The sequence below is a fragment of the Bacteroides sp. AM37-9 genome (genome assembly GCF_003603455.1).
Classification (GTDB): domain Bacteria; phylum Bacteroidota; class Bacteroidia; order Bacteroidales; family Bacteroidaceae; genus Bacteroides; species Bacteroides xylanisolvens.
The window spans coordinates 91912-113089 of the sequence record NZ_QTNF01000020.1; the positions used below are offsets into that span (position 1 = coordinate 91912).

Consider the following 21178-nt stretch of genomic DNA (forward strand, 5'->3'; position numbering starts at 1 on the left):
TGATGAAATGTAGTCTTTTCATATCCCTTCTACCTTTTCACTACTTTCTTTTTCTGCCATCAACTCCTGACTCCGATTGACCTTGAAAATCTTATAAACCTCAAAATGTCTTTCGATGGCATCCCGGTATCCTTTTTCATCCCCTTTTTTTATAAAATCCAGCAAATCAGCATGAGTAGCTATTTTACCACTTTTACTCATTTCTATATTTATAGGTTTCAAATAATCTTTGAATTTTTCTTTCACATAGACAAGTATAGGGTGAATGATTTCCTGAAATTCGGATATTATTTTATTTCCAGTGATTTTATATAGTTTCGTATGAAAAGCCGATTCACTGATTAATGCGTATTCATTATTCTCAAAAACAATTCCCATTTTCACTATCTCGCTTAATTCTTCGATGTCCTTAGGAGTTATCTTACGGAAAATATCGCTTGATATTCCTATTTCAAGTGCAATTCTGAAATCTAACAGATCTAAAATAGTTTCTTCACTCAAAACACGAGGATCTATCACTCTTTTCATCCCTCCTAAAATAGAAGGTTCGGTCAGAACCATTCCTTTGCGAGGACGTGCATGAATCAGCCCCATCATTTTCAAACGACTCAATGCTTCTCTGACAACACTCCTTGCAACTCCTAATTCTGCAGCCAGATTATTCTCATTGGGAATTGAATCTCCACGCCTTAAGTCATTCTTTTTAAAGTAAGTAAGCAGACTGTCTTCCACCTGATCGATTAATGTTGTTTGATTAATTTCTATCTTCATATTATTAGAATTTTATGATTTGTATTATTTGTCTGACAAATAATACAAATGCAATATTAAGGGATTTTTTTTAGAATACAATAATATTAGTATAGAAAAACACTCACTTATGCTGAAAAACATAATTTTCGGCACAGGACAAGAAACGTTTACTTGTTCAACACATTAGAAGATTATTCCCAAACATTGCATCAATTACTTGTCCGCCTCACATAAAACAAATACCTTTACTGCATAATTTTCATTATCCCTTTACAACAAAACAATTATTTTCTTATAGGAAAACAAATAGTTTTTTATAACAGGACAATAGACACCCTATAACAGGACGAGCAAAATTATACTAAGCAGTTTCATAAAAGCTACAGTAAAAAACAATAAAGAATACAGAGAATATATTTAATTATCAGAATAATGGCATATTACGACTTTAAGAAGAAACCGGCTCTCACTACAAAAGAGGGAGAAAAGGATGTGTTGTACCCCAGCATTGTATTTAACGGCACTATCAACACCAAACAACTATTGAAACAACTCGTTGCCCGCACCGGATACAAGCCGGGAGTGGTAGAAGGTACACTGATGGAACTTGTAGACCTCGTGGGAGAATACATAGGACAAGGCTACCGGGTAGAAGTAGGTGAGTTCGGTTATTTTTCCGGAAAGATAAAATCCCGACTGGTGAAAGATAAAAAAGACCTGCGTTCACCTTCCATTCAATTCAACAGAGTGAATTTCCTTGCTTCCAAAACATTCAAGAAGAAAGCAACGGGTAAACTGGAACGGGCTCAAAAACTATTTTTCCAAGCTTCAAGCCAACTGGATGACGAAGAACTGAAAAGAAGACTACTTGAACACGTCAACCGATATGGATTCATCACACGCACCACATATACCGAACTGACCGGACGACTGAAAAATAAAGCATTAGAGGATTTAAAGCGGTTTGCCAAAGAAGGCATAATCTGTAAAGTGGGACGTGGGAATCAAATGCTTTTTGTGAAAAACCAAGAGGATAGTCAAACAGAGCAGAATATATAACATAAAAAAAGGCTATCTATCCCAGACAGCCAATCTTTGTTAACCTTAAATCTAATACTATGAAAAACACACTACAAAGATACGAGCTTTTCGGTTATCTCCAAATTTTCAGGTCAAAGCAGTGTATCTTATAACATGGTTTAATAGAAACAACCAATCCGTTAACATTTAACATAAATCAATTGGATATTAACGAATATCCGCTCAATGAAACCAAACTGTTTTCATTTCGTTATCTCACCATAAAACAAACCTTTCCTATACCTTAATTGTTCATTATATAAACGAATTTCACATGATATGAGCACCAAAGAACAATACTGGAAATATTCCCTCATCGTCATCATCCTATTTATGGGGATCATCATCTTCCGACAAATCACTCCATTCCTGGGAGGATTATTGGGAGCACTCACTATTTATATTCTTGTACGCGGACAGATGAGATATCTGGTAGAAAAACGAAAGCTAAAACGTAGCCTAAGTGCTTTACTGATTACCGCAGAAACTATTTTTGTCTTCCTTATTCCTTTGGGACTGACCGTCTGGATGGTAGTAAATAAACTACAAGATATCAATCTGGACCCACAAACGTATATCGCACCGATCCAACAAGTAGCCGAATTTATCAAAGAGAAAACAGGATATGATGTATTAGGAAAAGATACATTGACATTCATTGTCTCCATACTTCCCCGTATCGGACAAATCATAATGGAGAGTATCAGCAGTCTCGCCATCAACCTGTTCGTCATGATCTTTGTACTTTATTTCATGTTGATCGGAGGAAAAAAAATGGAAGCATACGTCAACGATATTCTGCCATTTAACGAGACCAATACTCAAGAAGTAATCCACGAAATCAATATGATTGTTCGTTCCAATGCCATCGGTATTCCCTTGCTGGCTATCATTCAGGGAGGAGTAGCCATGATCGGTTATCTCCTTTTCGGAGCACCCAACATATTGATGCTGGGATTTCTGACCTGCTTTGCAACCATTATTCCGATGGTAGGCACCGCACTGGTATGGTTTCCCGTAGCCGCTTACCTTGCCATAAGCGGAGACTGGTTTAATGCCATCGGAATTGCTGCTTATGGAGCCATCGTCGTATCACAGTCAGATAACCTGATCCGGTTTATTCTCCAAAAGAAAATGGCAGATACACATCCGCTTATCACCATTTTCGGAGTAGTCATCGGTCTGCCGTTATTTGGGTTCATGGGAGTGATCTTCGGCCCGTTATTGCTTTCGCTATTCTTTCTTTTTGTAGATATGTTTAAAAAAGAATATCTGGACTTACGAAATAACCTCCCGTCGAGATGACGGAACTACCGAAAAATTGTGTACTTTTGCCGTTGTAAAAACGACACTAAAATTTGATGGAAACATTTACATTCAATACTGTCGAACTGATTCTTTTATCAGCGGCAGGCATTCTTTTTATCATTCAGCTCATCTATTATTTTGGTCTGTACAATCGGATACATGCCCATAATAAGGCTGTACGCAAAGAAGAGGTACATTTTTCACGAGAACTGCCTCCACTTTCCGTAATTCTCTGCGCACGCAATGAGGCTGAAAACCTGCGTAAAATCCTGCCAGCCATTCTGGAACAGGATTATCCGCAATTCGAGGTGATTGTCATCAACGATGCTTCCACAGATGAAACCGAGGATATACTGGGAATGATGGAAGAAAAATATCCTCATCTTTACCATAGTTTTACCCCTGAAAGCGCACGTTATATCAGTCATAAAAAACTGGCCCTGACATTAGGCATCAAAGCCAGTAAACATGATTGGCTGGTATTTACAGAAACAAACTGTATGCCGGCAAGTAACCAGTGGTTAAAGTTAATGGCACGCAACTTTACTCCGCAGACTCAAATCGTATTGGGATATAGCGGCTATGACCGTACAAAAGGATGGTTGCACAAACGTACCGCATTTGATACCCTCTTCCAATCCTTGCGTTATCTGGGATTCGCTTTAGCCGGAAAACCATATATGGGTATCGGACGTAACTTAGCTTACCGGAAAGAGTTGTTTTTCCAACAGAAAGGATTCTCCAAATACCTGAACCTGCAACGTGGAGAGGATGACCTATTCATCAACCAGTTGGCAACTCCTTCAAATACCCGCGTCGAAACAGACATCAACGCCACCACACGGATAAATCCTGTGTACCGATACAAAGAATGGAAAGAGGAAAAAATAAGCTATATGGCGACCGCAAGATATTATCAGGGAATACAACGATACCTTTTGGGATTTGAGACTTTCTCCCGTCTGTTATTCTATGTTTCCTGTATAGCAGGCATCGCATCCGGCGTCCTCAATTCTCATTGGTTAGTCGCAGGCATCGCACTGTTAATCTGGTTACTACGCTTCATCATGCAAATTGTCGTTATTAACCAAACAGCCAAAGAAATGGGAGGAAACCGGAAATACTATTTCTCATTACCGCTATTCGACCTTCTCCAACCTATACAGTCGCTGAATTTCAAGATTTGCCGATTCTTTCGAGGAAAAGGAGATTTCATGAGAAGATGAATTCATGGAATCAACCGTTGCATATAAATAGCATCCGAACCATCATGATAATAGCATGGCTTTATTCCTGCCGGAATAAAGCCATTTTTCATATATAGCGCAATAGCGGCAGCGTTCGTCACCTTCACTTCCAAAGTAATTTTAGCAGCCTTACATTCGTTAGCTGTCCGAATCGTTTGGTCCATCAATGCTTGTCCCAATCCTTTCCCTCTGAAATCCGGATGGACAGCTATCGAATAGATCCTTAAATAATGAGTTCCACCATGGAATAATAAGGAGACATAAGCGATTACCCTATCCCCTTCCATCATTACATAGAAAGTTCCTTTCGAGCGGCTTATCAGATAAGCAAACTGTTCTTTCGAAAAGCTATCTTCCCGAAAACATTCCCATTCTATTTCCAAAATAGCAGGAATATCAATCTGCTGTGCTTTACGAACAAATAAACCCGTCTCCATCATCAATAATGTTTCGCCTCCAAGGCCTGTTCAAAATGATTCAGTAACCGGTAATACATTTCATCACCGATAATGGCATCTTCCAGCCCGTGATCGATACTCGGATTATCATTGATCTCAATAACATAGGCTTTATCATCTACCATTTTCAGGTCGACTCCATACAATCCCTTTCCGATCAGATTCGCAGCTTTAACGGCCGTATCCAACACTACCCGAGGCACCTGATAAATAGGAATCGTATCTACCAGTCCGCAACGACTTCTGCCCGAATCATAGTGGCAGTAAATTTGCCAATGTCCTTTTGCCATATAATATTTGCAGGCATACAGCGGTACCCCATTCAACAGGCCGACACGCCAGTCAAACTCCGTAGGAGTAAATGCCTGCGCCAGTAAGATAGCCGACTTCTCAAAAAGCATCTTCAGACTTGCTTGCAGTTCTTCCTCATTAGAAACCTTTTTCATGCCAATGGAATAAGACCCATCCGGTATCTTCAGAATAAAAGGAGCCCCCACCTGTTCGCTGATCTGCTCAAACGAATGATCGTTTGACTGAAAAATCAGCGTTGACTTAGGAGCAGAAATTTTTTCCTTTTCAAAAAGTTCTTTCAGGTATACTTTGTTCGTACACCGGATGATGGAAAGCGGATCGTCAATAACGGCCATTCCGTTTTGTGCAGCCAATTGCGACAAATGGAATGTATAATGATTCAATGATGTTGTAGTACGAATGAACAAGGCATCAAATTCGAGCAAACGGATGGCGTCATCTTCCGTAATCATTTCCACATGAATATTCATCTTCTTGGCAACTTCTGCCAATTTATGCAAGGCACCTTTGTTGCTGGGCGGAAATTTTTCCTGTGGATCAACCAATACAGCTAAACTATAACGGGAAGCTTTCGCCGACTTAGGCGCACGCCATATTTTCTTATTAAAGTTATCCAATGTGTTGGCAAAGAAATCCTGCTCTTCATCATTGAGCCGATTCAGAGAAAGAAATTGAATACTTTCGATCTGATTTCTGGGATGAGTATTCAAAGCCACCCTCAATAATGGGCAAGGGTAATTCTCAAAAATAAATCGTGCAATCCGCTCCAGACCTTTCTCTCTACATTTGCCAAAGTAAATGTTCAGATACCAAATGTCGTCTTTGACATTGTTCTTCTGTATCCACTGGTAACAGAGGGCTTGCAGACTACGATCCATCCGAACACCCGTCCCGGTCTCCAACTTGTTGATTATATCAACATCCGGAATGACTTTCTGTCCTCTCGTTTGGGCTAACAATGAACAGTAATACCCTTCAGAGTTATAACTGTAATCATCGCTAAGATTAATAACTAACTTCCGGTCTTTTTCTACCGGCTTGTTTTTCAGATAGTCGGAAACAGTCAGGACACTACTTGTCTCGTAATACGGTTTCCAGTCATCCAGATTATCCAACAGGATTAACACATTATTCATAATGGTTAAAAATTAAACCTACAAGAGGATATTAAGTAAATTGGGCGCAAATATAGACATATTATTCACTCCACATCACGCAACAGACTAAATTATTTATGCAGTAGAAAACGGGTAGATAAAAAGAGGATTATTCGTATCTCATGGAGCTTGCCGGATTGATCTTGGTAATCAAAAATGAAGGACCAATCAACATCAATACAGAAGCAAACAAAGTACCCAAATTAATCAAGATAAAAAGTAAAACATTAAAAGATACCGGGACAGTATCTACATAATAAGTCTCCGGATCAAGTTTGAAAAGTCCGAATTGAGATTGAAGAATACAGAATGCCAAACCAATGGCATTGCCCCAAAGCATGCCTTTGCCAATCAGAAAGACAGCAAACCAAAGAAAGGTTCTGCGAATCGTGAAATTATTGGCTCCTAATGCTTTTAAAATCCCAATCATATTGGTGCGTTCGATGATAATAATCAGTAAACCGGAAATCATGGTGAAGCCGGCAACTCCTATCATCAAAATCAGAATCACCCATACGTTCAAATCCAATAAATCAAGCCAGGCAAAGATTTGAGGATTCAGTTGTTCGATGTTACGCACATAATACACACCTCCCAGATCATCTTGCCTGTTGTCAATATCAGTTGCGATCTCATAGGTTATATCTTCCAGTTTATCATAATCTTTCACCTGTAATTCCACACCGGTCACCTGTTCCGGTTGCCAACCGTTCAAGCGATTCACCAGATTAAGATCCGTCAGTAAAAAGAGGTTGTCGTATTCGGAGAAGTTCGTCTGATAAATTCCGGCAATCGTCAGGCGACGAGCGCGAATATCATCCTGTATATAATAGGTATATATCTTATCTCCCAGTTTCAACTTCATTTTAGTTGCCAACGCTTTCGAGATAAGCACTTGATTGGTAGATACTGAATCACTGAAAACAGGAATCTCCCCTTCTACCAAATACTCTTTTATAAAATGGGGGTCGAACTCCGGACCTACCCCTTTTAACACCATTCCTTGAAAAGCGTCATCGGTCTTAATCATACCCGGTTTGGTAGAGAAACGCTGCACATGGCTTATCTCCGGATAATCAGCAAGAGCAGTCATCATACTGTCTCCTACCACAATCGGATGAGTTTCGTAAGAACTGACCGCATCCAGATTAGTTATCTGAATATGTGACCCGAATCCTATGACTTTATTTCTCACCTCACTTTTAAACCCGATAACTACCGCCACCGCAATAATCATCACAGCCAAACCAATAGCAATACCCGCCATGGCAATAAGGACCGCAGGACGTGACACCTGCTTTCCGCCATCGCTTTCACGATAGATACGCCGAGCTATGAAAAGTGATAGAGACATTGGGTTAAGTATTAAGTATAAAGTATTAAGTATTAGACATAAAGTATTAGGCAATTATACACACGAGCAAACACACAAGAAGCTACGGTTAATACTTAATACCTAATACTTAATACTTAAATTTCATTCTGTTCTTCCCGGATATGCTTCCAAGGCCTTCTGCAAGACAAAAAGCGCACGGGTTAAATCTTCTTTCTTCAATACGTAAGCAATACGAACTTCATTAATGCCGGAACCCGGAGTGGTATAGAAACCGGAAGCCGGAGCCATGAATACCGTCTGACCTTCATATTCAAAATCAGAGAGGCACCATGCACAGAACTTGTCGGAATCATCTACCGGGAGTTTCGCTACTGTATAGAAAGCGCCCATCGGGATGGGTGAATAAACACCGGGAATACGGTTCAAACCGTCAATCAAGCATTTACGACGTTCTACATATTCATCATACGTTTCACGAGAATACTCTTCCGGAGCATCCAAAGAGGCCTCTGCAGCAATCTGTCCGATCAATGGAGGACTCAAACGAGCCTGGCAGAACTTCATGACAGCATCGCGTATCTCCTTGTTTTTGGTTATCAACGCACCAATACGAATACCACATTCTGAATAACGTTTGGATACGGAGTCAATTAATACCACATTATTCTCAATACCTTCCAAATGGCAGGCAGAGATGTAAGGAGAACCGGTATATATAAATTCACGATATACTTCATCGGAGAAAAGGAACAAATCGTACTTCTTTACAAGGTCACGAATCTGATTCATTTCACGACGGGTATACAAATAACCGGTAGGATTGTTGGGATTACAAATAAGAATCGCTTTGGTACGCTCATTAATCAGTTCTTCAAACTTCTCTACTTTCGGAAGGGAAAAGCCCTCTTCAATGGTCGTAGCAATGGTGCGAATCTTTGCTCCGGCAGAGATTGCAAATGCCATATAGTTAGCATAAGCCGGTTCCGGAACGATTATTTCATCTCCCGGATTCAGGCAGGAAAGGAAGGAAAAAAGTACGGCTTCCGAACCTCCTGATGTAATGATTATATCGTCTGCTGTAAGGTTGATATTGAATTTCGCATAATATCCTACTAATTTCTCGCGATAGCTACGATAACCGGCACTTGGACTATACTCCAATACCTTCCGGTCAATATTGCGTATCGCGTCAATCGCGGCCTGAGGAGTGGGCAGATCAGGCTGTCCGATGTTCAGGTGAAACACATGGACTCCACGTTGCTTGGCAGCGTCTGCCAAAGGAGCCAGCTTTCTGATAGGAGATGCAGGCATCTCGTTTCCGCGAATGGATATGGTTGGCATAATTTTAACTACAAATTACTTAATTACTATTTACTTTTTCTACTTGGAGCTGCAAATGTACGCAATAATTTGAATACAGAGACATAAAAACTTTAAAAACCTTAGCAAGGTTAAAATCGTTATGGTAATTTGAAAAGAAAGCTATACATTTGTCATACGGAAAACTTAAAACAATATCATAATGACCATACACCTTATCTCATTTGCTTCAATCCTTCACAAACAAGTCTCGCTACGTAGCTCACACGAAGCTATTTTAAGCGAAATTGAAAAATATTATACCGTAAAGCTCGTCGATTATCAAGATATAGACAAGCTTAGTAGTGATGATTTCAAAATCATTTTTATCGCTACCGGTGGGGTGGAAAGACTGGTCATACAGCAATTCGAAAACCTCCCCCGCCCTGCCATTTTACTGGCAGACGGCATGCAGAACTCTCTTGCTGCCGCATTGGAAATCTCCACATGGTTACGGGGACGTGGAATGAAGAGCGAAATACTACATGGCGAATTACCTGCTATCATCCTGCGTATTCATACACTTTATAATAATTTCCGTGCACAACGTTCCTTATTCGGCAAACGTATCGGAGTCATCGGAACTCCTTCTTCCTGGTTAGTTGCCAGTAACGTAGACTACCTGTTGGCAAAACGTCGTTGGGGAATTGAATATGTAGATATTCCATTGGAACGGATTTATGAACAATTTCAACAAATAACGGATGAGCAAGTCGGAGCATCATGTGCAGCTGTAGCATCGCAAGCTCTTGCCTGCCGCGAAGGAACTCCCGAAGATTTAATCAAATCCATGAGGCTGTACCGGGCTATTAAAAAGGTGTGTCAGGAAGAAAATCTGGAAGCACTGACATTGAGCTGCTTTAAATTGATTGAACAAATCGACACTACCGGATGCGTGGCATTATCTTTATTGAATGATGACGGGATAATAGCAGGTTGTGAAGGCGATCTTCAATCTATTTTTACGCTATTAGCAGTGAAAGCGCTTACGGGCAAGGACGGATTTATGGCAAATCCTTCCATGATTAATTCCCGTACGAACGAGCTGATACTGGCACACTGCACCGTAGGACTCAAACAAACGGAGAGATACATTATCCGCAATCATTTTGAAACAGAAAAAGGAATTGCCATACAAGGGTTACTTCCAACAGGAGACGTAACGATTATAAAATGCGGCGGTGAATGTCTGGACGAATATTACTTATCTACTGGAACATTGACTGAAAATACCAATTATATTAATATGTGCCGCACGCAAGTACGCATCCGCATGAATACTCCAGCCGAGTATTTTCTGAAGAATCCATTGGGAAATCATCATATTATGCTTCATGGTAACTATGAAGATACATTGAACGAGTTTTTCCAGGCAAATGCTTGCAAAAGAACTGAATAACATCTCAAAACATCCTTAAAGAAAGCGCCTCCTTAATAAACAAAATAAATTATCAGTTTATTAAGGAGGCACTTTGGAGATTGACTAAATTCTATTTCTTTATTCAATTTCTCTTTCTTCCCATTTTCCGTTATGCCACTCTGCAACTGAAGTAAAGCCTGCCTTCTTCAAAGCAGCCAATGCTTCGGCACGTCCATTATTAATCCGTTCCGGATAATGCGCATCACTGTTCACCTGTACTCTGATACCTAACTCTTTCAGGAAAGAGAAATATCGTTTATTAGGATAGAACGTTCCTAAATCGTGATAAGATTTAGTATTTATTTCAACGATATAACCATATTCGGCAATGGCGGTGAAATATTTGCGAACCAATGCATCATACCACGGTTCATCCAATAATCCCGGACGATAACAGGAAGCATTATAATGCATCTTGTCAGCATGACCGACAATATCAAATCCTCCCAATTCTACCATACGAAGCAGGTTCTTATAGTAAAGGTGGACAACAGAATCCAAGTCACCATCGAAGTGCTTGTCTACCAATTGACGGAAAAGATCTGCCGGAGTATCAATATCTACGATTTTTCCTTCCGGAGAGTACAACATATGTACGGAACCTATCCGGTAGTCAAGTGGTAGTTTTTGAAAACAGGGTAAAGAAGGGTTGCTTTCTTCGTTCAGGTAATCTATTTCAAGACCAATGGCAAGCTCTATTTTATCTGCATATTTCTTCTTCAGACGGGAAAATTCGGAAAGGTAATCATCCATTCTATCCCACTCCATCGTCCATGCAGTAGAAAACGGCAGTGGAGCATGGGAAGAAATGCCATAGGAAGTAAATCCTTCACTGATAGCAAAACGAATAAAATCTTCCATATTGGCGCGTCCGTCACAATACAGACAGTGGCTATGATAATTGGTTAGGTTTGTCATACAAGGTTATATGTTGTCCGGGATATATTATCAAAGTTATTATCATTATCAGACTATTCTAGTGATACAATGGCACAAATCAGCCTTCTATTTCACTAAGTTCCAGCCATCGCATTGTTTTCTCATCAATCAGGTCATTGACTTCAGGCAAACGTTTCGATTTCTCTGTCAATTCGTCAACAGAAAGGGTACCGCTACATAAGAGTTCTTCAATCTGCACTTTTTCTGTTTCTAATTCTGCTATCTCCTTTTCCAATTGCTCGAACTCTCGTTTTTCCTTGAAACTCATCTTCCGTTTGTCGTTCAAACGAACACGGGCAGTCTTTTCTTCCTGCGGCTTTTCAGCTTCTTTCTCCTTTTGAGCTTTCGCGTCTTTCCAGTCACGATAGTCGCTATAGTTTCCGGGGAAGTCGCGAATATCTCCCTGTCCATTGAATACCATCAAATGGTCTACTACCTTATCCATAAAGTAGCGGTCGTGAGAAACAACAATCACACAACCTTTGAAATTTTGAAGATATTCTTCAAGCACGTTCAGAGTGATAATATCGAGGTCGTTGGTAGGTTCGTCAAGCACCAGGAAGTTAGGGTTACGCATCAGGATGGTACACAGATAAAGACGACGACGCTCGCCCCCACTCAACTTATAGACATAGCTATGTTGCGTTTCGGGAGTAAACAGAAAATGCTGTAAGAATTGCGAAGCAGTCAGTTTCTTTCCATTCCCCAGTTCAATCACTTCGGCAATATCCTGCACTACATCAATCACCTTCATTTGTTCATCAAACTGAAGGCCATCCTGCGAGTAATAGCCGAAACGAACAGTTTCACCAACATCCACCGTTCCACTGTCAGGCGCAACCTGCCCCATTAATATCTTGATAAAAGTAGATTTACCTGTCCCGTTATTTCCCACAATGCCCATCTTTTCATAGCGGGCAAAGATATAAGAAAAATCATCCAGTATCTTCAAGTCACCGAAGCTCTTAAACAAGTGATCGGCCTCGAATATCTTACTACCGATATAGGATGCTTTCACTTCCAGCTTCACATTATCATTGTTGAAACGTTGCTTTGCCACCTTTTCCAATTCATAAAAAGCATCTTCCCGGTAACGGGCTTTATGCCCGCGTGCCTGCGGCATCCGGCGCATCCAGTCGAGTTCCGTACGGTAAAGGTTGTTGGCACGTTCTATTTCTACACTTTTAGCTTCGATACGTTCCTGACGTTTCTCGAGATAATAACTGTAGTTACCTTTATATTGGTAGATTTGTTGATTGTCTATTTCGATAATCTCCGAACAAACACGATCAAGGAAATAACGGTCGTGCGTCACCATCAGCAAACTAAGATTGGTACGACGCAGGTAATCTTCCAGCCATTCGGTCATATCCAAGTCCAGGTGATTGGTTGGCTCATCAAGGATAAGCAGATCCGGCTCGGTAATCAACGCATTGGCTAAAGCAACGCGCTTCAACTGTCCACCGGACAGTTGCTTCACTTTTTGGTCGAAGTTGCGGATTTTGAGTTGCGAAAGAATTTGTTTGGCTTTCTGTTCATATTCCCAGGCTTTCTCCTGATCCATACGCGCCAGAAGATTTTCCAATCCCGGATGACCTTCAGTCTCCATGCAACGTTCATACTCTTTTATCAGTTCCACGGTACTGTTACCGTGATGGAAACAGGCTTCAAGCACGGTCAACTCTTCGGGATACTGTGGATCTTGTTCCAGATAATCCACCCGAAGGTCACGCCGGAAAACAATGTTACCGCTATCATAACCTTCTTTTCCGGCGATTATATTCAATAAGGTAGTTTTTCCGCTGCCGTTCTTCGCTATCAATCCTACACGCTGGCCTTCAGCAATGCCAAAAGATATATTTTCAAAAAGAACCAAGTCACCGAAGGACTTGGTCAGGTTATCTATCTGTAAATAAGGTACAGCCACGTAATTTAGTAATTAGTTGGTTAGTGATTAGTGATTAATAATCACGGATTTATACTCTTCAATAATGTCGCAAGGTTCTCCTGCCTTTACTTTACTCCATGCCAGTTTCAGCGGGTCGATGATACGGTCTTTATATTGTAATACAGGAGCTTCCCGGTTACCGTCAATCAAAGTTTTCCATTCCATACCTTCCACTTCATTCGTCAGAATTATACAGACTGTGATGCCGATTGCCAACCATTCCTCTTTCTTTTTCGAGCCAATCTTACCGCTATTAATCACCTGCTGAAGTTTCTCCAGGTCTTCTTCTATTCCCTGAAAATCTTTTTTCAATTCCTGCTTCACGGTGGATACCACCCATTCGTACGCTTCATTAATCAAATAGATTTCAGAAAGACGGGCCGGGATCAGTTCAGCAGGATACTTCTGCCCTTCTTTGCGTACCTCCAAAGTAGCGATTACATCTTCCGCCTCCTTCACAACTCCGCCTTTAGGTACAGTAAAAGAACATTCGAAAGCAATATCGTCAACTCCTATAATCCACAAATGGGAAGTATAATAAGTCCCCTCTTCCTGAAACATTTCTTTGCTATACGCACATTCCCACGTTCCGACTTTCACCAACGAAGCCGAATCATTCTCTTTCAGTTCCTGCCGGATGACATCTTTACCATAACCGGCTTTTCCTTTAAATGCGGATATACGAAAATTTCCCGTCCATACTTCGGGATTATAGAAAAGAAAAGAGCCTTCGCCATCTTCAAACTCATTCCAGTCTGATGGATAGTTCATAGAAAACCATGCTCCGGGAGAGATAAATTTCTTGCCTTGCATCCTTTTATATTAAAATGATTACTTGGGCAAAAATACGAATTAAAAACGAATATCATTTACCTATCGGCTGTATTTTCCTCCGCACTTCTTTAGAAATCTCCAAAAACATATAATTCAACTTTCCGGAATGGATTCCTTCTTCGTTTTCCTTATACTTCTTATTAGCATACTGCTTCGATTTCTCGAAAGTCAGTAACGACATCTCATTCTGCGATTTACCTACCATTGTAGAATCCAGTTGTTCATCCGGGAAAAAATCATCCAGATCGACATCACCAATCATCGTTGTCTCCAGGAAGTTTTTATTCGTGTGCGAATTATCCGTATAGTATCCTACAAACATGTGCCCCGGTGTACGTACCAGAATAGGATCAATATTAATGGCGCGAAGCAACGACGCAAACAACACACTCCCATCCACACAATTAATCTGTGAAGATTCCAGTGCATCATCAAACGTACGGACACGCTGCGAGAAAACAACATTGCTCGAAAGGCTGGTATTGGAAACAGAACTATAACGGAATTTACGTTTCTGCAATATATTCCAAAGGGCATATACCTGCTTGTCTACCGCCCCTTTAGCCTTACTTTGATAACCGAGAAAGCGATTAACAATCCGAGTATTCAATGCTTCACGAAGCAACTGATCGATCATCGGATTCTCTTCATTGACATAAGCCGCAAAGAAAATACTGGTATCATGGAATTTAGTTCCGTTGGCCACATACCCCAACAGACACTCATTAATGCTACGCACTGAAAAAGTACGCACCCGTTGTCCCAAATCTTTTCCGTTCATCTCCACTGTGATGGCTACGCTTACCGGCTCTGCCTGCACCTCATTTTTCAGTGCCTCATAATTCCAGATAATATCAGGATAAATCGTATATTCCGTCCTGGGCTTGTTTAATACAAATTCCGACACCGAGCGGGAGAAAAAAGGCGTTTCGGCCACTTCAATCCGCACACGACTATAAGCTGTCTTCGATTTCAACCGAACGGCAATACACGACTTCGGATTCCCCAAAGACGTCGAATCCGACGGAACAATCACTTGTGCATCAGTGGTGGCAACAGACAGAATCGCCGAAGGAAATATATTTCCTCCCAGATCGTCTACAATCTCAAAACCGGAATTGAATGAAGTATATTTAAACACAGACATACCGCCAAGGAGAATTAACAGTACCACAACAGATCCTATTATTTCCTTCCGATGTCGTTTTAAGTCAATTTTTATCATTATTTGTAGTTTCTATAGTCAAACATTTCTATTGTATCTCGCTAACAAAGATAACAAATAGCGAGCGTTTTTTCCTCTTACAATCAACAAAAACTTCCATATTCCGTATCAATTCCCGGAATTCACAGAATGTAACACGATTGTAACGTCTGTTTCATCTGCCCGTAACAAAGTCTCCTCATCTTTGCAAAGGATAAAATAAAAACGTAACTTTGTCATATCACATTAATACATATATCTTATGAACGATTACCGTATTTTAGTTGTCGACGATGAAGAAGACCTCTGTGAGATTCTGAAATTCAATCTTGAAAACGAAGGTTATGAGGTTGATACAGCAAATTCTGCCGAAGAAGCAATGAAGATGGATATCAGCAGTTATCACTTAATTCTCCTCGATGTGATGATGGGAGAAATCTCCGGTTTCAAAATGGCTAACATATTGAAGAAAGACAAAAAAACAGCAAAAGTGCCTATCATCTTTATCACGGCAAAAGATACTGAAAACGATACTGTGACCGGATTCAATCTGGGAGCAGACGATTATATTTCGAAACCTTTCTCGCTGCGTGAAGTCATTGCCCGTGTGAAAGCAGTATTAAGACGTACGGTAACAACGGAAACGGAAAGAGCACCCGAACGTCTTACTTATCAGTCGCTCGTTATTGACATCACGAAGAAAAAAGTAAGCATCGACGATGAAGAAGTGCCATTGACTAAAAAAGAATTTGAAATATTGCTTCTACTGGTACAGAATAAGGGACGTGTATTCTCACGCGAAGACATTCTGGCCCGTATCTGGAGTGACGAAGTGTATGTGCTCGACCGTACCATCGACGTAAACATCACCCGTTTACGTAAAAAGATAGGTATATACGGCAAACGTATTGTCACCCGTCTCGGATACGGATACTGTTTTGAAGCTGAATAAGTAATAATACCGAATTAAGCAATTATTATGAACCTGCCTGTAACTCAAAAACATTTTCTTTCTTTCAGCCGGAAGCTGTTCCTTTCGGTTATTTCACTCTTTCTGGTATTTGCCATTTGTTTTATTGCGTACCAGTATCAACGTGAACGGGAATATAAAATAGAACTGCTGAATACAAAACTGCAAGATTACAACAGCAGACTCTACGAACAATTGGAAGAGCAACCTCTTGATAGCGAAATAATCAGCGGTTATATCAACAAACATATTCTGGAAGACTTGCGTGTGACCCTTATTGATGCAGAAGGAAATGTTGTTTACGACAGTTATCCAAATCATAATAACCAAATAGAAAACCATCTGAATCGTCCGGAAGTACAGAAAGCAATAAAGCATGGCAACGGATATGACGTACGCCGTACTTCCGAAACAACCGGAGTTCCCTATTTTTATTCGGCCACTCGTTATAAAGATTATATTGTCCGTTCGGCTTTGCCTTATAACGTCAGCCTCATCAACAACCTGCAAGCAGACCCGCACTATCTATGGTTTACCATCATCGTAACCTTATTATTAATGATTATCTTCTATAAATTCACCAACAAACTGGGCACTTCCATCAGCCAGCTCCGTGAATTTGCCATGCGTGCCGACCGAAACGAGCCTATCGAAATGGCTATGCAATCCGCTTTTCCACATAATGAACTGGGAGAAATCTCACAACACATCATCCAAATCTACAAACGATTGCACGAAACCAAAGAAGCTCTCTACATCGAACGTGAAAAGCTAATCACTCATCTCCAAATCTCGCACGAAGGATTAGGAGTATTTACAAAAGACAAGAAAGAGATTCTTGTCAACAATCTTTTCACCCAATACAGTAACCTGATTTCGGACTCCAATCTGGAAACAACAGAAGAAGTCTTTGCCATCAGCGAACTAAAAGAGATTATTCATTTTATCAATAAGAACCAGCAAGAACGATCGAGAGGAAAAGGTGAAAAACGAATGTCAGTTACCATCAACAAGAACGGGCGGACATTTATCGTTGAATGTATCATCTTCCAGGATGCCAGCTTTGAAATTTCCATCAACGACGTCACCCAGGAAGAAGAACAAGTAAGACTCAAACGCCAACTGACTCAAAATATCGCCCATGAGTTGAAAACTCCTGTCAGCAGTATTCAAGGATATCTGGAAACCATTGTCAGCAACGAGAATATTCCACGTGAAAAGATAAACGTATTCCTCGAACGTTGTTATGCACAAAGCAATCGTTTGAGCCGGCTGCTACGCGACATCTCCGTACTCACCCGCATGGACGAAGCCGCCAGCATGATTGATATGGAACGAGTGGATATTAGTGTACTTGTCGGAAATATTATCAATGAAGTATCTCTGGAACTCGACGAAAAGCATATCACAGTAATCAACTCTCTGAAAAAGAGCATACAAGTCAAAGGTAATTATTCATTGCTATATTCCATCTTCCGCAACCTGATGGACAATGCCATCGCATACGCCGGAAGCAATATTCAGATAAATATCAACTGTTTCCGTGAAGATGAGAATTTCTACTATTTCAGCTTCGCCGACACTGGTATAGGTGTATCACCCGAACATCTGAACCGTCTCTTCGAACGCTTCTACCGGGTAGATAAAGGTCGCTCACGCAAACTAGGCGGAACAGGATTGGGACTGGCTATTGTGAAAAACGCCGTTATTATCCACGGTGGCAACATCTCCGCCAAGAACAATCAGGGAGGCGGACTGGAATTCGTATTTACACTGGCAAAAGAAAAATAACCGCCCGAGCCCATACAGACCATATTCTCCTTCATCGTTTTCATTTGCTTGCTGGAATATCCACATGCAATCAAACGATTACAGCAACGCATCATTCAGTTAAAAACATTCTTTCATCATACATATAATCGACCATCCTTAAAAAAGGAATATTTAAACAGAAGAGAGGAGGATAATCCCCCCCCTCTCGACAAGAACATATACAATAAGCGCAGCATTTGCAAACAAGAAAATTCACCATTTTACACGAATTGTATATTTCCCATCAAAACAAAAGCAAATTCCACAACCAACCATCTTTTTACTACCAATCATCATCCAAACCCGCACTTTTTATCATCACCCAACCATCCATAAAGAAAAGCAAAGCAGCCCTCCCAAAGAGCAAAATCAAGCCTTTGCAAGTTCCCCACCGGGAAATGAAGCCTCCCTCACCGAGAAACAGAGCCTTCCTCACCGATGAACAGAGCGTCTGTCACCGAGGAACGAAGCCTCTATTTAGAAAAAAAAGTGCATATTCCTATAAAATACATACAGAATAAACCGACATTCTGCATATTCTTACATTTATTTATACCATTTTCATTTTAACCAATCTCTTTTTCATCCTTCCTCATCCCCTTACTATCTTAAAAACAGCACATTTTATACTTCATTACCTCCCCCATAAAACAGCACCCCAAAACCAAAAGAAAGACAGAAAAAGAAAGGATTATTTTGTATAAAGGAAAAAGGAAATTACCTTTGCTCTCAAAGTAAAAAAACAAATTATGAAAATGAATATAAATATTATTCCGGTTTTATGTTTCCTCCTGTTGTGCTCATGCAAAAACGGGAACGCCTCCATCCAAAGTACAAACGAAACCGTACAAGACACTATTAAATCCATCACCCTACCTGCCATCCCCACAATGATGACAGCTCCCGAACAACGAGCAGATTTTCTAGTAAAACACTATTGGGATAATGTCAACTTCGCCGACACCAATTACATCCACCACCCCGAAGTGACCGAACAAGCCTGGGCGGACTATTGCGACATACTGAACCACGTCCCTTTGGAAACCGCACAAGAAGCCATGCGGAAAACAATCGAACGAACGAACGTAGACAAAAAAGTATTCACCTACATCACCGACTTGGCTGATAAATATCTATATGACCCCAACTCCCCTATGCGTAACGAAGAATTCTACATTCCCGTATTAGACGCCATGTTGGATTCCCCCCTGTTAGAGGAAATAGAGAAAGTACGTCCCAAAGCCCGCCGGGAATTAGCCCAGAAAAACCGTATCGGCACCAAAGCCCTGAACTTCAACTACACATTAGCCTCCGGCGCACAAGGTTCCCTCTACCAACAGCAAGCAGAGTACATCCTCCTATTCATTAACAACCCCGGCTGTCACGCCTGCACAGAAACGATAGACGCCCTGAAAAATGCCCCTATCATCAATCAACTTCTGGAACAAAAGAGACTTACAGTCCTCTCCATCTATCCCGACGAAGAACTGGACGAATGGAGAAAACACCTGAATGAATTCCCCAAAGAATGGATCAACGGATACGACAAGAAATTTGCCATCAAAGAACAACAACTATATGACTTGAAGGCAATCCCCACCCTCTACCTTCTCAACAAGGAAAAGACCGTACTCCTAAAAGACGCCACCGCACAAGCCGTTGAAGAATACCTGCTAATAAGAAGCAATAATTAACATACGCAAGAAAAAGCAAAACAAGAACCAACAAATTAAACAAGCCAATAAGAAATAAGCAAAAATCCCTATTAACATACACCATACGAACCAACATAAGGCACTTGATTAACATAAAAAAATATTGACGGTATATGCTCAAGATACTAACGGTATCCTTGCCATATACCGTCACTATTTATATCGGATAGCGTCACCATTTCTCCAAAGCCCCACAAACACCTCACACCCACCCCACAAACACCCCGCATGGTCTCCCGGCCTCGTTTTTTCAGCGTCAAGCGCAGGTGTTTTCTTCGGCGTCAAAAAGGGCAGACTGTTTGAGCGTAGCGAGTTTCTGCCCTTTAGCCGAAGGAAGCACCGGAGTAGCTGAAAAAACGCAGCCTTGATCCTTTCTTTTTGGTTCTTTCTCTTTCGTATCAAGACGAAAGAAAAAGAACATCCCTTTGGAAAAAACAAATAAACTCCCTATCTTTGTCGCGCATTGGTTTGCGACTCCCATGCGGGGGAAGCAATTAAAAGGGAATCAGGTGCAAGTCCTGAACAGTCCCGCTGCTGTAAGTTCCATATAAGTTACAAGCAATTCACTCATTGCCACTGGAGACCAACCCGGGAAGGCGTTTGTAACAGGAATAAGTCAGAAGACCTACCATGCAAATAAGTTTCACTGCTTTCGAGGAAAAAGCGTTGAGTCTAATGAACCGGACAAGTCGTCTATCATTTCATTCATCACTCTGATTCAGAGAAAGTGTGTTAAAACGGATAAACTCTGCCAAGTTTATTTATGCGTGTCCGGTCGAAGGGATTTCGCCCGGACACTTTTAAACAGTAACAGACTGAAAAAGGAATAAATGAAGAAAAGAACATTTAATAAAGTGATCTTTGCAGCATTCAGCTGCCAATTCTTATCCATACCACTTTTTGCACAACAGCAAAAGGTAGATACGACACATACATATTCTATTCCCGAAATAACAGTATCAGATATCTATCAGACCCGCGAAGTACGCTCAACCGCTCCCCTGCAAGTCTTCTCCAAAGACGCCCTGAAAAACCTGCACGCCCTGCAAGTCTCCGACGCGGTGAAACACTTTGCCGGAGTGACCGTAAAAGATTACGGAGGTATCGGCGGACTGAAAACAGTATCCATACGAAGCCTGGGAGCCCAACATACTGCTGTCGGTTATGACGGAATCACCCTGACCGACTGCCAAACCGGACAAATAGATATCGGGCGTTTCTCGCTCGACAACGTAGACCGCCTTTCTCTAAACAACGGACAAAGCGATAACATCGGCTCACCCGCAATTTCTTGGGGGTAACTATTTGTAGCTTTCTTTAAAGTGA

At 41.0% G+C, this 21178-nt stretch carries 16 protein-coding genes, 1 pseudogene and 1 riboswitch; of the genes and pseudogenes, 8 read left to right on the top strand and 9 right to left on the bottom strand.

The genetic code is table 11. The features are described 5' to 3' along the window. Window positions 1-18: 18 nt before the first annotated feature. Window positions 19-771: a FadR/GntR family transcriptional regulator gene (locus tag DW862_RS14980; protein WP_004314826.1), complete on the bottom strand. Its 753-nt coding sequence runs from the start codon at window positions 769-771 to the stop codon at window positions 19-21. 414 nt (window positions 772-1185) lie between these two features. Here DW862_RS14980 and DW862_RS14985 point away from each other — a divergent pair, with 414 nt between their 5' ends. The 3 genes from DW862_RS14985 (at window position 1186) to DW862_RS14995 (ending at window position 4367) form a co-directional block, all read left to right on the top strand. Next, window positions 1186-1812: an HU family DNA-binding protein gene (locus DW862_RS14985; protein ID WP_120069053.1), complete on the top strand. Its 627-nt coding sequence runs from the start codon at window positions 1186-1188 to the stop codon at window positions 1810-1812. A gap of 300 nt (window positions 1813-2112) precedes the next feature. Continuing rightward, on the top strand, window positions 2113-3138 hold the full coding sequence (locus DW862_RS14990) for an AI-2E family transporter (protein ID WP_008025686.1): 1026 nt from the start codon (window positions 2113-2115) through the stop codon (window positions 3136-3138). Window positions 3139-3194: 56 nt separating this feature from the next. Then, window positions 3195-4367 carry a glycosyltransferase gene (locus DW862_RS14995; protein ID WP_004314830.1) on the top strand — a complete coding sequence of 391 codons (1173 nt, stop codon included), beginning with the start codon at window positions 3195-3197 and terminating at the stop codon, window positions 4365-4367. 2 nt (window positions 4368-4369) lie between these two features. Here the strand turns inward: DW862_RS14995 and rimI are convergent, their stop codons facing one another. From rimI to DW862_RS15015, 4 genes are all read right to left on the bottom strand, one after another. Continuing rightward, on the bottom strand, window positions 4370-4828 hold the full coding sequence (gene rimI, locus DW862_RS15000; RefSeq protein ID WP_120069056.1) for a ribosomal protein S18-alanine N-acetyltransferase: 459 nt from the start codon (window positions 4826-4828) through the stop codon (window positions 4370-4372). Further along, the gene (locus tag DW862_RS15005; protein ID WP_120069059.1) at window positions 4828-6294 is read right to left on the bottom strand and encodes a RimK family protein; all 1467 of its coding nucleotides are present in this window, start codon (window positions 6292-6294) and stop codon (window positions 4828-4830) included. Before DW862_RS15005 ends, rimI begins: the two co-directional genes overlap by 1 nt. A 130-nt stretch (window positions 6295-6424) precedes the next feature. Continuing rightward, a complete protein-coding gene (locus DW862_RS15010) occupies window positions 6425-7669 on the bottom strand; it encodes an ABC transporter permease (protein WP_165861930.1) in 1245 nt (414 codons plus the stop codon). Between the two features lie 123 nt (window positions 7670-7792). Next, entirely contained in the window at window positions 7793-8992 is a 1200-nt protein-coding gene (locus tag DW862_RS15015) for a pyridoxal phosphate-dependent aminotransferase (protein WP_007757808.1), read from the bottom strand. Window positions 8993-9173: 181 nt separating this feature from the next. On the opposite strand from DW862_RS15015, the gene DW862_RS15020 reads away from it, so the two are divergent. After that, complete coding sequence (locus DW862_RS15020; protein ID WP_120069063.1) at window positions 9174-10409, top strand: fucose isomerase; 1236 nt, start codon at window positions 9174-9176, stop codon at window positions 10407-10409. Between the two features lie 99 nt (window positions 10410-10508). Here the strand turns inward: DW862_RS15020 and DW862_RS15025 are convergent, their stop codons facing one another. From DW862_RS15025 to DW862_RS15040, 4 genes are all read right to left on the bottom strand, one after another. Next, window positions 10509-11348 carry a histidinol-phosphatase gene (locus DW862_RS15025; protein WP_004314836.1) on the bottom strand — a complete coding sequence of 280 codons (840 nt, stop codon included), beginning with the start codon at window positions 11346-11348 and terminating at the stop codon, window positions 10509-10511. 79 nt (window positions 11349-11427) lie between these two features. Continuing rightward, entirely contained in the window at window positions 11428-13296 is a 1869-nt protein-coding gene (locus DW862_RS15030; protein ID WP_004314837.1) for an ABC-F family ATP-binding cassette domain-containing protein, read from the bottom strand. A 27-nt stretch (window positions 13297-13323) separates the two neighbouring features. Then, window positions 13324-14130: a DUF3805 domain-containing protein gene (locus DW862_RS15035; RefSeq protein ID WP_120069066.1), complete on the bottom strand. Its 807-nt coding sequence runs from the start codon at window positions 14128-14130 to the stop codon at window positions 13324-13326. Between the two features lie 52 nt (window positions 14131-14182). After that, complete coding sequence (locus tag DW862_RS15040) at window positions 14183-15376, bottom strand: hypothetical protein (RefSeq protein WP_008019595.1); 1194 nt, start codon at window positions 15374-15376, stop codon at window positions 14183-14185. 241 nt (window positions 15377-15617) lie between these two features. Between DW862_RS15040 and DW862_RS15045 the strand changes: the two genes are divergently transcribed. From DW862_RS15045 to DW862_RS15070, 4 genes and pseudogenes are all read left to right on the top strand, one after another. Then, on the top strand, window positions 15618-16307 hold the full coding sequence (locus DW862_RS15045) for a response regulator transcription factor (RefSeq protein ID WP_004314840.1): 690 nt from the start codon (window positions 15618-15620) through the stop codon (window positions 16305-16307). 27 nt (window positions 16308-16334) lie between these two features. Beyond that, on the top strand, window positions 16335-18116 hold the full coding sequence (locus DW862_RS15050; protein WP_008644720.1) for a cell wall metabolism sensor histidine kinase WalK: 1782 nt from the start codon (window positions 16335-16337) through the stop codon (window positions 18114-18116). Window positions 18117-18886: 770 nt separating this feature from the next. Continuing rightward, entirely contained in the window at window positions 18887-19831 is a 945-nt protein-coding gene (locus tag DW862_RS15055) for a DUF5106 domain-containing protein (RefSeq protein ID WP_120069069.1), read from the top strand. A 468-nt stretch (window positions 19832-20299) separates the two neighbouring features. Then, window positions 20300-20500, top strand: a riboswitch (cobalamin riboswitch). 182 nt (window positions 20501-20682) lie between these two features. Continuing rightward, a pseudogene (locus tag DW862_RS15070) lies at window positions 20683-21138 on the top strand (TonB-dependent receptor); the annotation flags it as partial. Window positions 21139-21178 lie beyond the last annotated feature (40 nt).